Origin of the sequence: Simiduia curdlanivorans, assembly GCF_030409605.1 — a bacterium.
GTDB classification, from domain to species: domain Bacteria; phylum Pseudomonadota; class Gammaproteobacteria; order Pseudomonadales; family Cellvibrionaceae; genus Simiduia; species Simiduia curdlanivorans.
Genome location: NZ_JAUFQG010000004.1, coordinates 1195165 through 1213405, shown reverse-complemented (window position 1 = coordinate 1213405; position 18241 = coordinate 1195165). Strand labels below are relative to the sequence as shown.

Sequence of the window (18241 nt, the reverse complement as noted above, 5' to 3'; positions counted from 1 at the left end):
GGCCATCTAGCAGCTTGGTCTAGCAACTAGATGGCCGGCTCCTAGAAACTTTAATCAAACATGTCTGGTTGCTCGGCGCTAATCACGTTAAACAAGGGCGAAAACTGGAATTGCCCAGCAATGGGCGAGCCCACCGTCTCCCAGGTTTTCTTGGCTACCTTAGGCGCAATCAACTTAGGCTTACCGGCGGCTTCTGCGAGCAGCTGAGCTTGGCAGCTGCGCTCCATGGTGATGTACCACCAAGCCGCCGCCTCAACGGTTTGGCCCACGGTAATTAAGCCATGATTTTGCAAGATGGCAGCCTTTTTATCACCCAGAGCCTTCGCTATGCGCTCGCCCTCCTCCATTTCCAAAGCCACACCGCCAAAATCATCATAGAGCGCGTGGTCTTCATAAAAGGCGCAGGCATCCTGTGTGATTGGGTCGAGTAGCCGCCCCAAAGAAGACCAGGCTTTGCCGTGCACAGAGTGCGCATGTGCAGCGGCAACTACGTCTGGTCGCGCGCCATGAACATGGGAGTGAATGGTAAACGCGGCACCGTTGAGAAAACCATTGCCTTCAACTACTTCGCCTTCGTGGCTGACTAACAGCAACTGCGATAGGGTGATCTGCTTGAAGGAGACGCCCATGGGGTTAACCCAGAAGTGGTCGGTTTTTTCTGGGTCGCGCACGGTGATATGGCCCGCCACGCCCTCGTCAAAGCCAAATTTACCAAACAACCGAAAAGCCGCCACCAGCTGACGCTTGCGGTGCAGCCGTTCAGCCTCAATAGAGCCAGCCGCCTGGCCCATGGTATCTAGATCGGCATTCATCACAATGTTATTGGTTTTGGAATTCATCATCGCCCCTTTTAGTAAAAGCCAAAAGCTCGTGCACTGGCACGCTAGGGTTAAAAACTAGCACCCTAAACCGGCTCTCGCACTGGTAAATATTCACTAAGGGGTAGAGACAATTCCGACAAAGCCACATTTTTTACTGCTAGGGCTTTTCGGCCTTGATTGGGTAGATTATAGTCTGACCTGTTGATCAGACTAATCGGTTGACCAGAATTTAACATGGGCCACCATGGGCTAGGAGTGCCTAACCGCCGCCCTACACCCTGACCTAGCTACCCCTACCAGCGCCTTAAGGATTTTGGCCCCCATTTTCAAAGAGAAAGCTATGAAGTTATTTACCATCGGCCTAATCACGGCAACTCTTATAGGCTGCGGCGGCGGAGGCTCCTCCAACTCCACTAACACACCGGTAACGCCGGCGCCGACGCCAACACCGGCGCCAACGCCAACGCCAACGCCAACGCCAACGCCAACGCCAACGCCAACGCCAACGCCAACGCCAACGCCAACGCCAACGCCAACGCCAACGCCAACGCCAACGCCAACAGAAATTTTAACCGCTCCCTATCGCGCCGTGCCAAGCTTTCAATCGGTTTTAGATGCCTCAAAATTGCAGGCGCCCACCAGCAGTACGCTGATAGCCCAAGGCAACTTTGATAGCGACTCGGCTTGGAATAGCTATTTCTACAGCAGCAACCTAAAACCCAATAGCGTCACCTTTACCGTTGAAGGCTTAAGCCAGCGTTCGGAACTGCGCCAAATGAGCGAGTGGTATACCAAGGATGCAGGCAATCGCATGAAGGGAAGCTTCACTATAGACAACCCCTTAAGCGGCAACGTAGATCAGCTTACCTTCATGCAAATTCACGATTCAGAAGCCTTCAATAAACCTCTGCTCAGATTAGTTTGGCTGCGCCAGCGCAACGGTATTAGCGATCATTTATGGGCGGTAATTAAAGACGACTTAATAGCAGCCGGCGCCTATACCTATGTCGATCTCGGCAGTTATAACAGCGCTGGTCACAGCGCGGAAATCGCGGTGGCCAACAATAAAATGACCATCAGCGTGGATGATGTGGTGAAAGTTAATGCGCGCGATGTCAGCTATTGGCAAGATCTCAGCAGCTATTTTAAAGCAGGCGTGTATTTACAATCCGATGGCCGCGCGACGGTTAATTTTACTGCACTCGATTACTTTCGCACCGGCAGCCTCAACGCCAGCCTACCGCCCTCGGGTAACTTTAATCTCGACCAGTGGAAGCTGACCCTGCCTTACTCGAAGGATATTTACTTTGGCAGCGGTGGCTCGAACGCCGCAGAAATCAAACCCTTCGACTTAAATCCAGACGGCATAGCGCCTTTAAACGATGGCTTCATCGACACCGACACCTTTGCGACCGGTAGCGATGGCGCCATGCAATTCAGCGTCGATCTGGCCGACCCACGCCTAGCCTCCACCGCCAATTCAACCTACGCGCGCAGCGAACTGCGCGAACTGTACGATTGGCAAGCCGGCGAAAGCGACAGCAGCGCCAATTGGTCACCCACCGGCACCCATAGGCTAACAGCGAAGGTATCGGTAACAGACTATTTCAGCGGCGACCCACAAGTGGTGGTTGGCCAAATACACGCTAAAGACTCGAGCAAAGCACTGGTTAAACTACAGTGGGACGGCCCCACCAAACCCGTGCGCGCCATCATCAACCAAAACCCAGATAGCGGCGACCCCTTCAATTTAAGCTTCGGCACACCGGGCACAGAGACGTTCGATTACACCATCAGTCTAAGCGATGACCAACTGTCGATCACCGTCAACGGCGTCACCCAATCCGTTGCCTTCGGCACCGAACTGAGTAGCGATTGGCGCGATCATGTTTACTATTTCAAGATTGGCAACTACGCCCAAGCCGCTATTGGGTCGGCGGGAAAGTTTGTGGTGAATGTCTACGAATTGAGTGTCGCGCATAGCGGTAGCTAGTGCGACCGAGAATATGTTCGCCTTATTTTTTTACCGCCGTATATTCTTAACTATCGTGGGACCAGCTGGGTTTCGAGTTTTAAATCAACGCGTTTTTATGGCTTTGCCGGGTGGCTCGGCCACCCGGTAAACAGGAACAATTATGCGTCTGGATTGACTAAAAATTTGGTGCCGGTTTTCTTCGCCGTGTAGCGCGCAATCACCTCGGGCTTTAACATATCGCGCAAACTTACCTGCTCGGTAAACTGGCTAGCGAAGGTGGTTTTAATCGATGAGGCCACGCGTTTTTGTAGCTCTGCCGCACGCGCCATGCCCACCTTGGCAATAAAGCGCGGCAGCAGCCAGCCACCCACAGCCCAGCTCATGCCATAGGCACGCCGCAATACTGTCGGGCTTACATCCAGTGCGCCGTATAAATAGACCTGCTTTAGCGCTTCCGAGCCGTAGGTATTTAAACCTTGAGCATCACGGCTTAAATAAGCCTCCATGGTGGCGAGAATATCGCTCGCTAACTCGCCGCCGCCAGTGGCATCAAACGCCAAAGTAGCGCCAGTGGCGGCAATGGCGGCGTAAAGATCTTTGCGATAGGTTTCGCGGCTGCTGTCCACCACAAAGGTCGCGCCTTGCGCTTTAAGCAATTCAGCCTGCTCAGGTTTACGCACCACATTCACCAAAGGCACCTTATCCTCTTGGCAAATGCGGTTAAGCATCTGGCCAAGATTTGACGCCGCCGCTGTGTGCACCAGCGCGGTGTGCCCCTCCATGCGCATGGTTTCAACCATGCCCAAGGCCGTTAGTGGATTGACAAAGGAAGCCGCCGCCTCGCGCGCCGTCACGCCGGCTTGGTGGGGTAGGCAGCTGTGCATAGGCACGCAGCAATATTGCGCGTAGCTAGCACCACCCATCACCGCCACGGTTTTACCCAGTAAGTGCTCGGCGCCGGCACCGGCTTTTTCCACCACGCCGGCGCCCTCATTACCTACCGGCAAGGCCTGATTCCAGCGAGATTTCATCGCCCCCACCCAAGACTGCAACACCGGCGCGCGCAAGCTCAGGCCATCGTCGCTCAGCTTGGCTTCGCGCAGCTCGGCCGGGCCAAACAAGGGCCACATGTCAGAGGGATTGATCGGCGCCGCCTGCATGCGCACCAACACCTGACCCGACGCCGGCTCAGGCACCGCCACCTCCTGCAAACTCACAATCAACTCGCCGGTTTGCTTGATTTCAGAAAAAAGTTGTAGTGCCTTACTCATAGTCATTCCTTATCCGCTAGATCTAGGGGTGAAGTGCTTTGATGGTTAGAATACTGTGCTTTCACTAAGACTGCTAATGCCGTGGTGTAACACAAGCCCAAACGAGGCTTGCCATTAGCAATCACAAGGCTCGGGCCACGGACAGAATTGCCCTCAGCAATATAACGACCAGAAAGTAATACACGAGTAGGTTGGATTAATCTGTTGCAATGGTTTTCATCTGCGCCGCATTACGACAAAGGTGAGCCACTAACGCAAAATCATCGACAACTTTCTTGGCCACACTTTTTGAGAAATAGATGCCGAAAAGTTCGGTTCTAAACAGTGTTGAATGGACAGGTTCTACCCAGGTCTGTGCGTTGGCGTTGAAATATTTTTCAGTGAGGATAATGGCATCCACTCGCTTTGCACGTAAGAGCTTTATTAACACGTCTATTTCATTCACTTTCATGACGCCAAAGCCGCGTTCCTGTGCAATTTGCGCTTGTATAGTCCCGCGCATAGCGCCGACAACAGTATCTTTATTTTCCCCAGGTAGCTGCTCTAGACGCACCAATAGATCCGAGTTTGTTCCTAAGTGAATAAATTTTCCAAAGTCGGCGTCTCGTTCTGGCGATACGGATAATGGAAGAGCGAAATCAACGCTGCCAGACTGCAAAACATGCATCAACCTTGCCGCAGGATAAGCCTCCCAGCGAATGGCGTAGGGCAAATTTTCTTCAATGCAATGCAGCTGTCGCAAAGACGCATGAGGGCTTATTAATTTTCCATTTTCAAGGTGAACTTCCGGAAGATTTTCTGGAATACCTGCCTTAAGCTCAGAGAATTCGCCTGCGCTGCCCCATGAAGCCAGCAAAGTCAGTGCGCAGCCGATACCAAACAGATAGCTAGCCATATTCATTCATCCCTCGCACCTAAAACAATGGCCCAAGTGTAGACCGATTTTTTACCCGGGCCGGAATGCACAACGCCCTCTTTGCAGATCGTTAAATTATCTCGCACAATTGAAGATCTCAGTGCCGATAGTGATAAAGGAATCAATACATTAGCATTAGAAATGCTCCCCAACTTACAGCTATCGGCCATTTCGACTGTTTATACCTATACTAGCCTTAAGCGCCAACACACAGAGGTGATATCAACATGAGTAATTTCTCCCTAACCTGTGAACACGAGTGCGCCGTTTTAGACAGCTGCACTGCCGTCGCATTAGTTACCCAGCCAAAGAAAAAAGATCTGGACGGCTTTTCCGTGCGACGCGCGTTGCCCAACGCTCACCGTAGAATGGTAGGGCCGTGGATTTTCTTTGACCATATGGGCCCTGCACATTTCGAACCGGGCGTGGGTATTGATGTTCGGCCACACCCACACATTGGCCTATCTACCGTCACCTATTTGTTTGAGGGCGAAATATTACATCGCGATTCGCTGGGCAGTTATCAATCGATTCTGCCGGGCGATGTAAACCTTATGGTAGCCGGCAAAGGGATAACTCACTCTGAGCGCGAGCGCAAAGAAGCAACATTGGCACCGCGAACACTGCACGGGCTACAGCTTTGGTTGGCGCTACCGGTAGCTGTTGAAGACATTGAACCCGCATTTTATCACTACCCAAGTATGGATATTCCCGAGGTCATTGTAGATGGCGTCAAGATTAAAATTGTAATGGGCAGCGCTTTTGGTCACACATCACCGGTAAAAGTCCATTGCAATACACTCTATCTCGAACTCAGGCTTGAGGCAGGAGAACGCATAACGCTGCCAGATGCCGAGGAGCGAGCGCTGTATGTAGTGCAGGGTGAAGTTAAGGTAAAAGACAGCATCATTCCCATTAACAGCATGGCGTTCCTCGATCCGGCGCGCAACCTAGTCATTGAAGCGACCTGCGCGACTCGGCTCGTACTCATCGGCGGTGAATCCTTAGGCGAGCGTTTTATCGAGTGGAATTTCGTTGCCACCGACAGGAACAAGATAGACCAAGCCAAGCGAGCGTGGGTACAGAGGGAGTTTCCAAAAGTGATTGACGATGAAGTAGAGTTTATTCCTTTACCTGGGCAAAGCTCCGCATAACCCAGCGTAATAACCGATTAAATCGCTATCTTACGCTCTTGATAGAATCCGATGAACGGCTTCAATTGTGATAACTGCTCGATGCTTGAACACGGCCTGTACCATCGGTGGATGCATATAGGGATACATCCCCTCTGTTTTTAGCGCACACAGCTCGAGTATCAAACGAAGTATTGAAAATTTAATGCTCAACTACAATTAAGGCCCTTTCTTCTCAAGGTTGGGCCTTAACGAAAAATAAATTATCGGTTTAGTAACACAAGCTGCTCTACTTGACCTCGCCATGGCTGGTCTCTAACTTATAAAAAGTCGCCTGAACAAAATCATTTGAATCGCCGGTATTATTCTGGTTGTAAACGCCGGCTTTAAAATACATATAGTCTTCACTTGAGTCATAGCCTGACTGGCTCATATCAAAGGCTTGATGCGCACGCACTTTGCCGTCAACGACAATATCGACAGTTAATTGGTGACCTTTAGCGTCGATAACGTAAGTAAATTTTTCATCCAGGGCTATGCCATTTTCTGGGTCGGCGGCATCGTCGGCGCGGCTACCGATAATATCGATAAGCACTTCTTCGCCGTGGCCGGGGGCCGGCTCGTGTGCCATATAAATGGAGCCGCGGGTGTTGTTGGGTAGCTTGCGGTAATAGAGCCGAATAGGCTCGTTTTCACTCGCGTGAATCTGGCCGATAATTACGCGGCCAACCTGATAGGGCTCGCCTGTTACAGTGACATAGTTAACGGCTAATGTGGCTTCCATACGGCCATCGACGCCGCCAGCAAGGCGCTGGGTGCGCGCTGAAGTGCTGGAGAAAACCCAGTTATTTTTATTTGGCCCGCCGGTGGCTTTGGTTTTTATCGATTTGTCACCGCGGCGCAACATTTCGCGCAATTCGCTGCGGGTAAATTTGGTATTGGCGGAGGTTCTTCCGCCCTTGTTGGGCGCGCGAAAGGTCATGCCGCCATCCCAGCGGGTAAAGAAGTAGAGATCGTCCTCAAAACCCTGAGCTAATTCAACCTCATAATAAATATCGCCTACCCCATTGCCGTCATCGTCGCGCGGCGTGCTCAGGTACCAGCCTAACAGATCAAAGTTTCGGCTCGGCGGCAGGTCGGGCGAAAGGCCCGTGCCACCATCACTTTTTGCCACGATAGTAGGTGCTAACTCGGTATTTTCATCCGCCACCGCCTCGAAGCTAAAATCATCAAAGCGACCCTCGGAGCCGGCATAAGTTGCAAACAGCACGGCTTGTTTAGCACCACCGGTTTCGAAGGTAACTGAGAGCTTGGTCCAACCTTTGGTTTTGCGTTTCGGTTGATCGAAATACATTTGCCCGTCAGCCTTTGCACCTAAGGTGCCGGCACCGAGCACATAGGCGGTTACGCGGTAGCGGGTGTCTGGCTGCACTTCGACAACACGACTCACCACAGCGCCTTTTTGAGCTATTTTTATCGAGTGATCGCCCGTGCGCGCTTTATCGGAAAGCGCGGCGCCATTGGCGTACTGCCAGCCCTGCCACTGCTGCTCAAAGCTGGCATTAGAAAGACTCTGAGCCTGCGCCATTAGGGCGAGCAGGGCCAACCAAAGCGCGGTAAATATCATTGCTATTTTCTTGTTTCGCATAATTATTCTCTCTCTTTTTTATAGAAGCCAGATTGCACGTTGAGTAGCGATGACTATGCATTTCTACTACCTGGCCATAGGGGAAAAAATCTAAACCGACAATTTTCCTTGTCTTATTTAACGTTAAAAAAAAGCGCCATCCCGAGGGTATGACGCATAAGGTGCAAACTAGAAATATAAAGAGTGCGCGATACAAAGCTCTCGGTTTCTCAGTCGCACTACGAGGGAACCGTTACAAACAAATTTAGTCGTGCTGTACATCAATGGTATAGAAAGTAGCTGACGCGTAATTAGGGCTACTGGTACCGGTATTATTTTGATTGTACAAACCCGCTTTAAAGTACATGTAGTCATCTTTATAAAAGTCGGCGATGGTGATGGCATTAATATCACTGCTGTTACTGATCAGCACTTTTGAACGTGTTTTGGTATAAGCAATAGAATCTGCCGTGGTATAAGTTTTGCCGTTGTACCACACGGTAACGGTTAGCTGATCACCTACCAGTTTTATTTCATACTCCCAAACTGCGCCCAAGGGAATACCGTTGCTTGGATCTTCAACAGAGCTGCTACCAGAGGCGGTATCGTTCTTGTCGGTGAAGCCCACAACGTTAATGCGATCTACCGGGCTGCCGCTGGAGCCGTCCACGGTAAAGAACACCGAACCATTGGTGTGCTCCGGTAACTTGCGGTAGTAGATTTTCACTGGCTCATGATTTTCGCCGTGAATCTGCCCCACCACAATGCGGCCAATTTGATCATTACTGGTGGCATCAACGGATACCGCATTGATTTTCAATTTAGCGCGCAGCGTGCCATCTACACCGCCCACGAGGGATTGGTTATGCGATGACGCCTTGCTGGTGACCCAGTTGTTTTTGGTCAAGCCCTTCACATCTGCCGAGCTATCTGTGTACTCGCTAATAAGCTCACGCAACTCGCTGCGCACAAAGCTGGAGTTGGTAGAGGTGCTGCCTTTATTAGGTGCCTTAAAGGTGGGGCAGCCTTGGCTGTCAAAGGTTAAGTCTGAACCGATATTGGTTCTGTCTACCAATTTCTGAATATCAGCTTGGTCATTGTGTGACACACCATCTGAAATGGTGTAACCCCAAATAGACAAATCCATACCTGAGCAGGTGCCGGATGGTGTCGGCGTTGGCGTCGGTGTTGGCGTTGGTGTTGGTGTTGGTGTTGGTGTTGGTGTTGGCGTTAGGTTGGCCGACAGCACGAACGCTTCGGTGACACTATTCCACGAGTTTGCACTGTTGCCATTACCCACGTAGCGCACATACCTTGCACTGGTGCTTGGCACCGCGAAGCGCTCGGCTTGCACGCTGCTGCCCGAACTCACCAAATTAGCTGAAAGCGTCGTCCAAGAACTGCCATTAGTGCTGGCCTGCAAGTTGAAGAAACCCTGGCGCTGATCGCCTTTGAAGAAGGCCAGGTCAACCGCATCAATGGTTTTGCTCGCACCTAAATCTAAAGTGAGCGTTTGCCCAGCGCCGTTCGCGCTCCAACGGGTATTGATATTACCGTCTAAAACATTGTTGGCCACGTTGCCGTCGTCGGCACTGGCAGAGGCACTTTGAATGGTTACCGGCGTTAAGGCTGTGCCCGTGGCGCCATCAAAACTCACTTCGGTAATACTGTTCCAATCGTTTGAGCTATTGCCCAAACCAACCAAGCGCACATAGCGGCCTAATGCGCCACTGATGTTAAAAGATTCAAAAGCTAAGGTTGAGGCGCTCGATGCGCCGTCGTATACGGTGGACCAGTTTGAGCCGTCAGTCGACGTTGCTAATTGAAAACGGGTACTGCGTTCGTTGCCCTTAAAAAAGCCAATGTTAACGCCACTGAAGGATTGCACCGAACCAAAATCATATTGTAAATATTGGCCACTACCCTGGGCCGACCAACGAGACTCGGGGTCGAGCGAGCCATCCAAGGTATTTGCCGCTACGTGACCATCATTGCCGCTATCGGTCACATTGCTTGGTGTAAGGCCGAAGCTATAGCTGCTAATCGCGATAGCGAGGGGAAGCAGTAAAAACGCAGTTTTGGTGGATCTCATACTCACTACTCGTGTCATTTTCATTATTTGAATTATTTTCAACACAACTTGCCCCATACCCACGGGAGGCCCCTAAGTCGATACCCATGCGGCAAGCGCGCATCAAGGGCGAACTATAAAACCACAATCAGACCAATAAGTAAACCAATAGGAAAACCATTTGGCATTAAGCAATCAGACATCAGTGCCAGATAGGTTGCTTGGCTTTGGCGCGCGCTTCTACTAAGCTACGGAGGCAGGGCTTGCGCTAAGGAAAGGATCAGCGTCCTCAATCCGCCTCTTGCAAGCGGGTAGGCAGATGAATAGATATACGATAAAATCCATCAGATAGCTTTACCCAGCTACATCGTAACTCGGCTTAACTACAGCGGCATCAGCGCCTCAACACCCACAGGGGAACATAAATGACTGGACGTCGTCTCTATCAACAGGTTGTCGAAGAGATCAATAAATTAATTGATTCCGGCGACTACCCGCCTAGCAGCCGCTTGCCACCAGAGCGCGAGCTAGCCGAGCGCTTTCAAGTCAGCCGCCTAACCATACGCGAAGCGATTATTGCCCTAGAGACGCTAGACCGGGTGCGGGTGAAAACCGGCTCCGGTGTCTACGTTAAAGAGCCGCAACAAAACGCGGCTTTCTACGCCCCAGACATAGGCCCCTTCGAGCTCACCCAAGCCCGTGCCGTGATTGAAGGCGAAGCGGCGGCCATTGCCGCGACCATGATCACCCCGGAACAGCTAGTCGAACTGGAAGGCACCTTGGCGCTCATGGCGCAAGAAAATAAAGAGGGCGACCTCACCGCTGAGGCCGCCGACCGGCGTTTTCACCTGATTATTTCGCAGGCCACCAATAACGCGGCCATTCTCATGACTATCAAACGCCTGTGGGAAATCCGCGAGACTTCTGCTCGCGTTAAGCGCTCTTATGAGGGTGTGTGTAAATTGGATGGTAAAAATCGGCTGGATGAACACAAGGCTATTTACGACGCGCTCAAAGCCAGAGACTCCGGCGCCGCGCGCAAAGCGATGCACATGCACTTCGCCCGGCTGATCGATGCCTTGCTACACGTCACCGAAGCACAGGCTATTGAGGCTGCACGACAAGAAGCACTCAAGAGCCGCCAGCAGTTCTCTTTGAGCCACTTAACGACGGGAAGCTATTAGTTAACCCTAAGGATAGCGCTGTTAGATAGATTCTCAGCGCCCAAGAATGCAGTCTTAGTCTTATGGCTGCATTTTTTATTCGCAGTATGACCTTTGCCCACCGTCGTTTACTTTCCCAGTCCCAGTATCTTGTACTAGCGCTTCCCCTCCCTCACCAGTAAAACTACCACTATTTAATTACAAAAAAATCCAAAAAGCCGAAACCCATTGGATTTTTCAATCTTGCTCGCTCAGGGCAAAGCCTAGGGGTTACCTAGGCTAACCGATTAACTTAGCCCATTAGAATTTAACGGTAACACCCGCGAAAATACGCGGACCGTAGTCATTTACTTCACCTAAGTTACCTTGCTCAAAGTAATCCTGCTTTTTTGGCGCACTGAACAAGTTAATGCCTTCAACTTTTACTTTCACGTTATCGGTAATATTATATGAAGCGCGCGCTTCCCATGTGCCTACACTGTGAATATACCTAAGACGGGTACTATTGGTGGTAGACGGCTGAAAATAATCACTACGATATTTGTATATGACACCCACATCTAACTCTCCGATCTGATAGTACACCTGACCGGTGAAGCTGTGCTCAGAGAATCCTGGGACTGAAGCAGGGGCAACTATTCCATCAGTTAATTGAGTTCGTACGCCATCTAAACCTATTGTGTAGGTATCACCGTAAAGGCTGTCTTCAACTTCGAAATCAGTGTCGGCCCAGTTATAGCCCATCTTGACACCAATACCTAAGTCCCAACGATAAGCGGCTGTGAACTCTAAACCTAATAGATTACTGGCATCCTCACTGGTCACATCATTGGTAATGGGTAATTCAACACTCTCGCCATCAATGGTGAAGGTTTCCATTTGCGTACGCTTTTCAAAACCACCCAAGAACTTCTTGTAGTAAACACCCGCCGAGAAGATAGCATCATCAACTGGATACCATTCCACTGACAAATCAGCGTTCCACGACATTAGAGGTTTTAAATCTGGATTACCCGTACCATTGGCGCCGGTTAGAAGCTCATCTAAGGTCATTGGGTCCGTATCTTCATCGGCTGTATTGAAGCTACGGTTATACGCCATATCCGTTGGATTAACACGAGACATACCACGGAAAACGCCTCCGCGTATAATTTTGTCTTCATCAAAATCCCAAACCACATTCACGCTAGGTAAATACTCAGTGTAAGTACCACCACCCTCAACATCCTCGATGCCCTCGCCAATATCTAACGACAAAATACCGGTAATAGGATCTGTAATCACTGTATAAGGCGCGCGATAACCAATAGACGATACATCAGTTTGCACAATTCGCAAACCAAAGTTACCGCGAAGGCCACGCTCTAGAAACAGCGACTCAAAATTCGCCATGGCGTAGGCGGCCACAGTTGTCTCTGTCACATTGATGCTATTGGGGTTTCTAAGTTCTACTTCAGGATAAGCTGTTGTAAATTGATTATTAGCGTTAGCTGGGTTGGCGTTATGCAACTCAATCATCGCATCAGAGAAACACTGGTTATCATAGGTGGCAAAAGTGCTACCGGTACCCTCTGCAATAACATTACCATTTGAATCTACGTTTGTGATTAGCGGCCCATCGCTCATACGATCTAAGAAGTCAGACTCTCTAAAACTGATACCGCAGCTATCCGCAATAGTGAGACCCGTAGAAGGTAGTATAGTTTCTGATGTATACGATCTCGTCGTTTCTACGCGCGAGCCCGAGCCATTGTTACCACCCAACTGCACATAGGTAAGCTCAGAACTGCGAATGCCACCGGCCACTGAAGTAAAAGTATCACCTGTTAGGGCATAGTCAAAGTCTAAACGAATTGCCTTCGTAATATTTTCCCGCACATTATCAGTATCGATTCTGGTGCGGAAGTTGTTATAGCCTTCATAGGAATTTGGATCGAAATTCTCTACGGTGATATTAGGGATATGTGCACCCTGCACCAAGATAAAGTCTTTCCGTGCGGAAGTGCGCGAATCGTTAACAATTTGCTGCTCTTCACGATTAGTTTCAGAGTAACCTATATCTAACTTAACCGTTAAACGCTCGTTTACATTGTGTGCCACGTTAAGGCCATAGCCTAAGTAGTTTTCTTCCCTATTATACTTTTCACCGTTGATACCAAGATAGTCTTGACCCTCGCGGTAAATAACCTGGTTGGCCGAGTTCGTTAACAAAGTACTACCGGTAACGCCCGCAGTCGCACGCTTGTTGAAAATCACAAAATCATGACGCTCCTCTGCCTGAATGCGGTCAGAAACTTGTGCGTCAAAATTAATATCCCACGCCTCTGAAGGCTGGTACTGCACTGCAAAAAATAAGGAGTCGCGCTCATCAGAAGTTTCATTCTGACGGTAGGTACGACTACTACCAGCCCAAGCATAAGGGCTACCGTCATTAACAGCCTTTCCTGTATTGGGATCTATGCTAGTGTTATAGCCAGTATCCACGTTACTTCCATCGACGAGTAGGTTTTCGCAATCATCGGAATTGCTACGGAAGAAACCTTGATCGGTAATGGTAGGGTCATTTAAGCAGGCCCATAGAGATGAGCCGGTATTATCGGAACTACGGTACTCTGCTTCCGGTTGTGTAATTGACTGCTGCTGTGCGCCAATTGAGATACCAATAGCTTGACCATCGCCAAACTCAAACTGATCCACGTAGCTGAAAGTGCCTCGGTAACCCAACTCATCATGCAAAGAGTTATTAACATTGGCTTCGTCTGGATTGTAGTTAAGCTTTGCATCTACAGTTACGCGCTGCTTGCCGTATTCGAGCGGCTTCAATGTTTCCAGCATAATTACACCGGCGACCCCGCCTTCGATCATCGAGGCGTCTTGCGTCTTAGCAACGGCGACTTTGCTCATTAACTCTGAAGGGAATTGCGAGAAGTTTACCGAGCGGTCACCGCTACCGTTGGTAGCTTCGCGACCGTTAAAATTTGTTGCGCTTAAGAACGGACCAAGGCCACGAATAGTAATTTCGCTGGCACCGCCGTTTTCCCGGTGGGACGCTACACCAGTAATAGACTCCAGCGCTTCACCAATAGAGAGTGCTGGCAGCTCGCCGATATCTGACGCCGACAAGCCGTCCACAATGGTGGTGGCGTCGCGTTTAATCGCAATTTGATCCTGGATCAACTTCCGGGTGCCGGTAACGGTAATTTCCTCAAGAGCCTCGGCGGAGGCCTCTGAATCTTGTGCCATAACCATGCCGGTGAAGAGCGGACTAGCCGCTACACCTGCAACAGCAAGCGCTTTGACCCACTGGGCTAAGGGACGTTTGGTAAAACCTAGGCTGCTTTTCCCGTCTCGTTGGCGGGCTTCATTTTGTTGCTCGATTGACATGATGCTGTCTCCGTTTTTATGTTTTTCATCAAGAGCGACTATAATCCAAACTCGATTTGACGGTCAACAAATTAGTCAGACCAAAGTGTAAGATAAGAAAGTAAACCATCAGACCAAAAACACGGGGTTTTTGGCTATGTATCAGACCCTTATTCAAATCAACAACCTCTTGATTTTGTTAATAATTTTCACAGAATGCGCTAGGTCGCCCAGTTGCTGGGGGCTGTAGCCGACCCCTCCGAGTGCAATATTTAGTCTGAATTAGATCTAGCGCTGCGGCGCATCACGAACAGAAAATATTCAAAAAAAATGGCTGCCCGAGACTTCCGCAAACAAGCGGGGCCAAAGACGACAACACCCATCTGACCAATTGATGCTGATGCGCGGCATGGTTTAACGCCCGCACCAGATTCATACGGCGGGTGAGCCAGCAAGAGCGTGCGGGCAATGAGATTCGCTAAAAGCGGTGAAAACCTATTGATAATAGGCAAAAAAAATGGCCGCACAAAGTGCAGCCTTAAGTTGGGCGAGAGAGCGATATTAGCGGTGCCCACCGCTAAATTTTTGAACCTTAAGCCGAGCCGAATTCCAGCGCTTCAGTCACCGCTTTCGGCACGATTGCGCCTGGGTGCTGAATCACCACTGCCGCCAAGCGATGCGCGACTTGTGCAGCCTGCTCCGGCGTTTTACCGGCAATTCGCTGCGCTAGGTAACCTGCGTTAAAAGCGTCCCCGGCGCTCGTTGTATCCACCGGGCGCACTTTCTGTGCCGGCACATTCAAGCGCTGGTTTGCTAAGATTATTTCGCAGCCTTCAGGGCCCTGCTTGAGCACTAGCTCCGCAATGCCTGAACCCTGTAGACGTGCAACATGCTGATCGAGGCTGCCGGCACCAAATAGATCAACTTCATCTTCGATGGTTAACAGGGCTAAATCTGTACGCTCGTAGACAGCATTAAAAACATCTTTTGCCAGCGCTCTATCCGGCCATAAGCGCGGACGAAAGTTGCTGTCAAAAGCGACTTTGCCACCCGCCGCGCGATACCTATCCACGAAGCGCAGTAAGCTTTCGCGCGCCTGGGCAGGCAGTATTGCCAAGGTGATGCCAGTAAAGTACAACCACGAATAAGTGCCGAGCTGGGCAAATAAGGCCTCGGCCTTCTCTGGGTCATCGAATACCTTGCGCGCCGGCGAGCTATCGCGCCAATAACTGAAGCTGCGCTCGCCGCTGGCGTCGGTGGAAATCATGTACATGCCGGGCGACTGATTGGGCATGCGCTCAATTAAGTCACAACCCACACCTTCCTGTTGCCACTGGTCGACTAGCCAATCACTGATTTTGTCGTCGCCAACGGCGCTAACAAAATCGACGCCGCAACCCAGGCGCGAAAGGTACACAGCGGTATTCAATACATCGCCGCCAAAAGATAAGTTGGCGGCCAAGCTCGATGCAGACAGCCCGCTAGCCGATTTCGCTAGCGAGACTTCAACCATGCACTCACCAATAACAGCAACGGCTGGGCGCGTCATAATGTAGAACCTTAAGAGAAGTAAGTGCCGCCGTTAACATCCACATTGGCGCCAGTCATGTAAGACGCTTCTGCAGAGGCCAGGTACACAGCAGCCTTGGCAATCTCATCGGAACGGCCTTCGCGCTTCAGCGCGGCGCCGCCAGCTACTTTTTCACGCACTTCGGGCTTGGTGAAAATGTTGTGGAAATCGGTGTTGATCATGCCTGGGCACAGGGAGTTAACGCGAATACGTGGGCCTAACTCTTTAGCCAGTGAGCGGGTGTAGGTCATCACGGCGCCTTTTGATGTGGCGTAAGCCGCTGAACCTGGGCCACCACCATCGCGCGCTGCCTGTGAGGCGAAGGTCACGATAGCCGAGCCTTCGGGCATTAATGGCAAAGATGCTTTAACGGTCATGAACAGTGAGGTGAGGTTCAAATCCATCACCTGATGCCAGAAATCGAGATCCGACTCGGCGGTTGTTTTACGCGCAACTAAGCCACCAGAAACATGCATCAACACGTCTAAACGGCCATATTTTTCCTGTACTGTTGCCAATGTGCGAGTGACATCTTCCTGCTTGGTCAAGTCAGCCTGCAAGGCCGTGGCTTCGCCGCCGTTGGCCGCAATTTGCTTGCACACTTCTTCCGCTCCAGCCGCGCTCGCCATATAGGTCAACACAACTTTCGCGCCTTGCGCCGCACTCTCAATAGCGCAAGCTGCGCCTATGTCGCGGCCACCGCCGGTTACAAGTACGATTTTTCCTTTCAATTTATCCGCCATGACTCAAACCCCTTTGTCTGTAATTCTCCGGCGACCTAAACGCCTTCGGATTGATTAGTTGAAAACACTATAACTTTATCTGATTTTATGGTCAACCAATTTGTCTGACTTGATAGACTATCTGTCAGACCTTAGGCTGAACCGCTCGCCTAGGTATGGGCTTCGGCACGGCGCCTAGACCCATACACTCACTCAACCCCTAGGCTTCAAAGGCTCGATCTTCGGGCACAGCAACCAAACACTGGCCATGGCTGTCACCGCCAAAGCGGCTCCAATGACGAACGCCGGCGTGTAGTTGCCGCCCGAGGTTAGCCATGGCACCAATGAGGTCAGACCTACCGCGCCTAACTTGGCTGCCATACCGGAAAACCCGGCCAGCGTGCCCACGGTTTTGCCGCCGTATAAATCGCTGGGCAATGTTTGTACGTTGCCGATAGCGGTTTGGAAGCCAAACAAAATCACCGCCATCAATAACACCGCGGTCACCGGTTCGCCCGGGTTGGCCATTGCCAATAAGGTTGGCAGCATGATGAGGCAACCGAGCGTAATTACCAGCTTGCGGGTTTTATCGACACTCCAACCGGCCTTCAATCGGTTCTGCGCCAAAAGGCCACCAAACCAAGCGCCCAACATCGCGCCTACATAGGGCACCCAGCCGTAAATACCTATCTCTTTTACGTTCATGCCGTAAACTTCCGATAGATAAATTGGAATCCAGAAAACAAACAACCACCAGATGGGGTCGATAGCCGCGGACGCGATAATGACGCCCCAGCTCTGCTTGCGCGACAGCATTTCTACTGTCGACGGGTTATAACCATCATCATCTTTGTCTGTGTCTGCGTCGTTATTGCGCTGACCGGTTAAGATGTACTCGCGCTCTTGTTCGGTAATCCAGGGGTGCTTTTTTGGCGGCGCTTTAACCAACACAATCCACGGCACCAGCCACAACAGACCGACTAAACCCACCAACACAAAAATCATTTGCCAAGAAAAATAGATGGACAAAAATGCGATGAGAGGAATGGAAACAATACCGCCAATGGCCGCGCCCGAGTTGAATATTCCCTGCGCTAGGGCGCGCTCCTTAGTGGGAAACCACTCGGCATTGCCTTTCGTTGCGCCGGGCCAGTTGCCGGCCTCTGCAACACCCAAGATAGCGCGGAAAATACTAAAGGATACGATACCCTTCGCAAACGCATGCAAGGCGGTGGCTATAGACCATATACCGATGGACAACACAAAACCGAACCGCGTACCTACCCAATCAAAAATCTTGCCAAAAATAGCCTGACCGAAAGCGTAAGAAAATACAAACACCACGGAGATAAAGGCATAGATTTCTTTGCGCTCATCGGGCGATTTGTCTGGATAGAGATCGGCAGCAATCGCTGGCCAAAGAACATTGAGCGATTGACGATCGATATAATTAATAACTGTGGCTAACGCAATTAATGCAATCACCCACCACCGCAAACCTTTTAGCTTCATGTTGGCTCTCCTGAAAAAACTTTTATCGCACCGTTAAAGCATAACGAACAATTGAATAACGCTTTAACATCTGCCTATAGCAGCGGCAAAGCGCCAC

At 50.6% G+C, this 18241-nt stretch carries 12 protein-coding genes; 3 read left to right on the top strand and 9 right to left on the bottom strand.

The window, feature by feature from the left end; genetic code table 11:
* Positions 1-50 precede the first annotated feature (50 nt).
* Positions 51-839, bottom strand: coding sequence for a class II aldolase/adducin family protein (locus QWY82_RS05560; RefSeq protein WP_290260558.1), 789 nt, complete (start codon positions 837-839; stop codon positions 51-53).
* A 322-nt stretch (positions 840-1161) separates the two neighbouring features.
* Between QWY82_RS05560 and QWY82_RS05555 the strand changes: the two genes are divergently transcribed.
* On the top strand, positions 1162-2814 hold the full coding sequence (locus QWY82_RS05555; RefSeq protein ID WP_290260557.1) for a polysaccharide lyase family 7 protein: 1653 nt from the start codon (positions 1162-1164) through the stop codon (positions 2812-2814).
* Between the two features lie 140 nt (positions 2815-2954).
* On the opposite strand, the gene QWY82_RS05550 is transcribed toward QWY82_RS05555, so the two are convergent.
* On the bottom strand, positions 2955-4067 hold the full coding sequence (locus QWY82_RS05550) for a zinc-binding dehydrogenase (RefSeq protein WP_290260555.1): 1113 nt from the start codon (positions 4065-4067) through the stop codon (positions 2955-2957).
* Positions 4068-4263: 196 nt separating this feature from the next.
* Positions 4264-4962 carry a substrate-binding periplasmic protein gene (locus tag QWY82_RS05545; RefSeq protein WP_290260554.1) on the bottom strand — a complete coding sequence of 233 codons (699 nt, stop codon included), beginning with the start codon at positions 4960-4962 and terminating at the stop codon, positions 4264-4266.
* 248 nt (positions 4963-5210) lie between these two features.
* On the opposite strand from QWY82_RS05545, the gene QWY82_RS05540 reads away from it, so the two are divergent.
* On the top strand, positions 5211-6137 hold the full coding sequence (locus tag QWY82_RS05540) for a pirin family protein (protein ID WP_290260553.1): 927 nt from the start codon (positions 5211-5213) through the stop codon (positions 6135-6137).
* Positions 6138-6405: 268 nt separating this feature from the next.
* On the opposite strand, the gene QWY82_RS05535 is transcribed toward QWY82_RS05540, so the two are convergent.
* Positions 6406-7764: a polysaccharide lyase family 7 protein gene (locus QWY82_RS05535; RefSeq protein ID WP_290260552.1), complete on the bottom strand. Its 1359-nt coding sequence runs from the start codon at positions 7762-7764 to the stop codon at positions 6406-6408.
* Positions 7765-8008: 244 nt separating this feature from the next.
* The gene (locus QWY82_RS05530; protein WP_290260551.1) at positions 8009-9835 is read right to left on the bottom strand and encodes a polysaccharide lyase family 7 protein; all 1827 of its coding nucleotides are present in this window, start codon (positions 9833-9835) and stop codon (positions 8009-8011) included.
* 404 nt (positions 9836-10239) lie between these two features.
* Here QWY82_RS05530 and QWY82_RS05525 point away from each other — a divergent pair, with 404 nt between their 5' ends.
* Positions 10240-10998: a FadR/GntR family transcriptional regulator gene (locus QWY82_RS05525; RefSeq protein ID WP_290260550.1), complete on the top strand. Its 759-nt coding sequence runs from the start codon at positions 10240-10242 to the stop codon at positions 10996-10998.
* A 279-nt stretch (positions 10999-11277) separates the two neighbouring features.
* Here the strand turns inward: QWY82_RS05525 and QWY82_RS05520 are convergent, their stop codons facing one another.
* The 4 genes from QWY82_RS05520 to QWY82_RS05505 form a co-directional block, all read right to left on the bottom strand.
* Positions 11278-14361: a TonB-dependent receptor gene (locus QWY82_RS05520; RefSeq protein WP_290260549.1), complete on the bottom strand. Its 3084-nt coding sequence runs from the start codon at positions 14359-14361 to the stop codon at positions 11278-11280.
* 571 nt (positions 14362-14932) lie between these two features.
* Positions 14933-15889 (bottom strand): sugar kinase, encoded by a 957-nt coding sequence (locus QWY82_RS05515; protein ID WP_290260548.1) that lies wholly within the window; start codon positions 15887-15889, stop codon positions 14933-14935.
* 11 nt (positions 15890-15900) lie between these two features.
* Positions 15901-16653 carry an SDR family NAD(P)-dependent oxidoreductase gene (locus tag QWY82_RS05510; RefSeq protein ID WP_290260546.1) on the bottom strand — a complete coding sequence of 251 codons (753 nt, stop codon included), beginning with the start codon at positions 16651-16653 and terminating at the stop codon, positions 15901-15903.
* 192 nt (positions 16654-16845) lie between these two features.
* The gene (locus tag QWY82_RS05505; RefSeq protein ID WP_290260545.1) at positions 16846-18144 is read right to left on the bottom strand and encodes an MFS transporter; all 1299 of its coding nucleotides are present in this window, start codon (positions 18142-18144) and stop codon (positions 16846-16848) included.
* Positions 18145-18241: the final 97 nt, after the last annotated feature.

Coding starts and splice junctions, on each gene's coding strand:
- QWY82_RS05505 (WP_290260545.1), bottom strand. CDS start 18,144: ATGAAGCTAAAAGGTTTGCGGTGGTGGGTGATTGCATTAATTGCGTTA.
- QWY82_RS05550 (WP_290260555.1), bottom strand. CDS start 4,067: ATGAGTAAGGCACTACAACTTTTTTCTGAAATCAAGCAAACCGGCGAG.
- QWY82_RS05555 (WP_290260557.1), top strand. CDS start 1,162: ATGAAGTTATTTACCATCGGCCTAATCACGGCAACTCTTATAGGCTGC.
- QWY82_RS05560 (WP_290260558.1), bottom strand. CDS start 839: ATGAATTCCAAAACCAATAACATTGTGATGAATGCCGATCTAGATACC.
- QWY82_RS05530 (WP_290260551.1), bottom strand. CDS start 9,835: ATGAGATCCACCAAAACTGCGTTTTTACTGCTTCCCCTCGCTATCGCG.
- QWY82_RS05520 (WP_290260549.1), bottom strand. CDS start 14,361: ATGTCAATCGAGCAACAAAATGAAGCCCGCCAACGAGACGGGAAAAGC.
- QWY82_RS05525 (WP_290260550.1), top strand. CDS start 10,240: ATGACTGGACGTCGTCTCTATCAACAGGTTGTCGAAGAGATCAATAAA.
- QWY82_RS05540 (WP_290260553.1), top strand. CDS start 5,211: ATGAGTAATTTCTCCCTAACCTGTGAACACGAGTGCGCCGTTTTAGAC.
- QWY82_RS05545 (WP_290260554.1), bottom strand. CDS start 4,962: ATGGCTAGCTATCTGTTTGGTATCGGCTGCGCACTGACTTTGCTGGCT.
- QWY82_RS05535 (WP_290260552.1), bottom strand. CDS start 7,764: ATGCGAAACAAGAAAATAGCAATGATATTTACCGCGCTTTGGTTGGCC.
- QWY82_RS05515 (WP_290260548.1), bottom strand. CDS start 15,889: ATGACGCGCCCAGCCGTTGCTGTTATTGGTGAGTGCATGGTTGAAGTC.
- QWY82_RS05510 (WP_290260546.1), bottom strand. CDS start 16,653: ATGGCGGATAAATTGAAAGGAAAAATCGTACTTGTAACCGGCGGTGGC.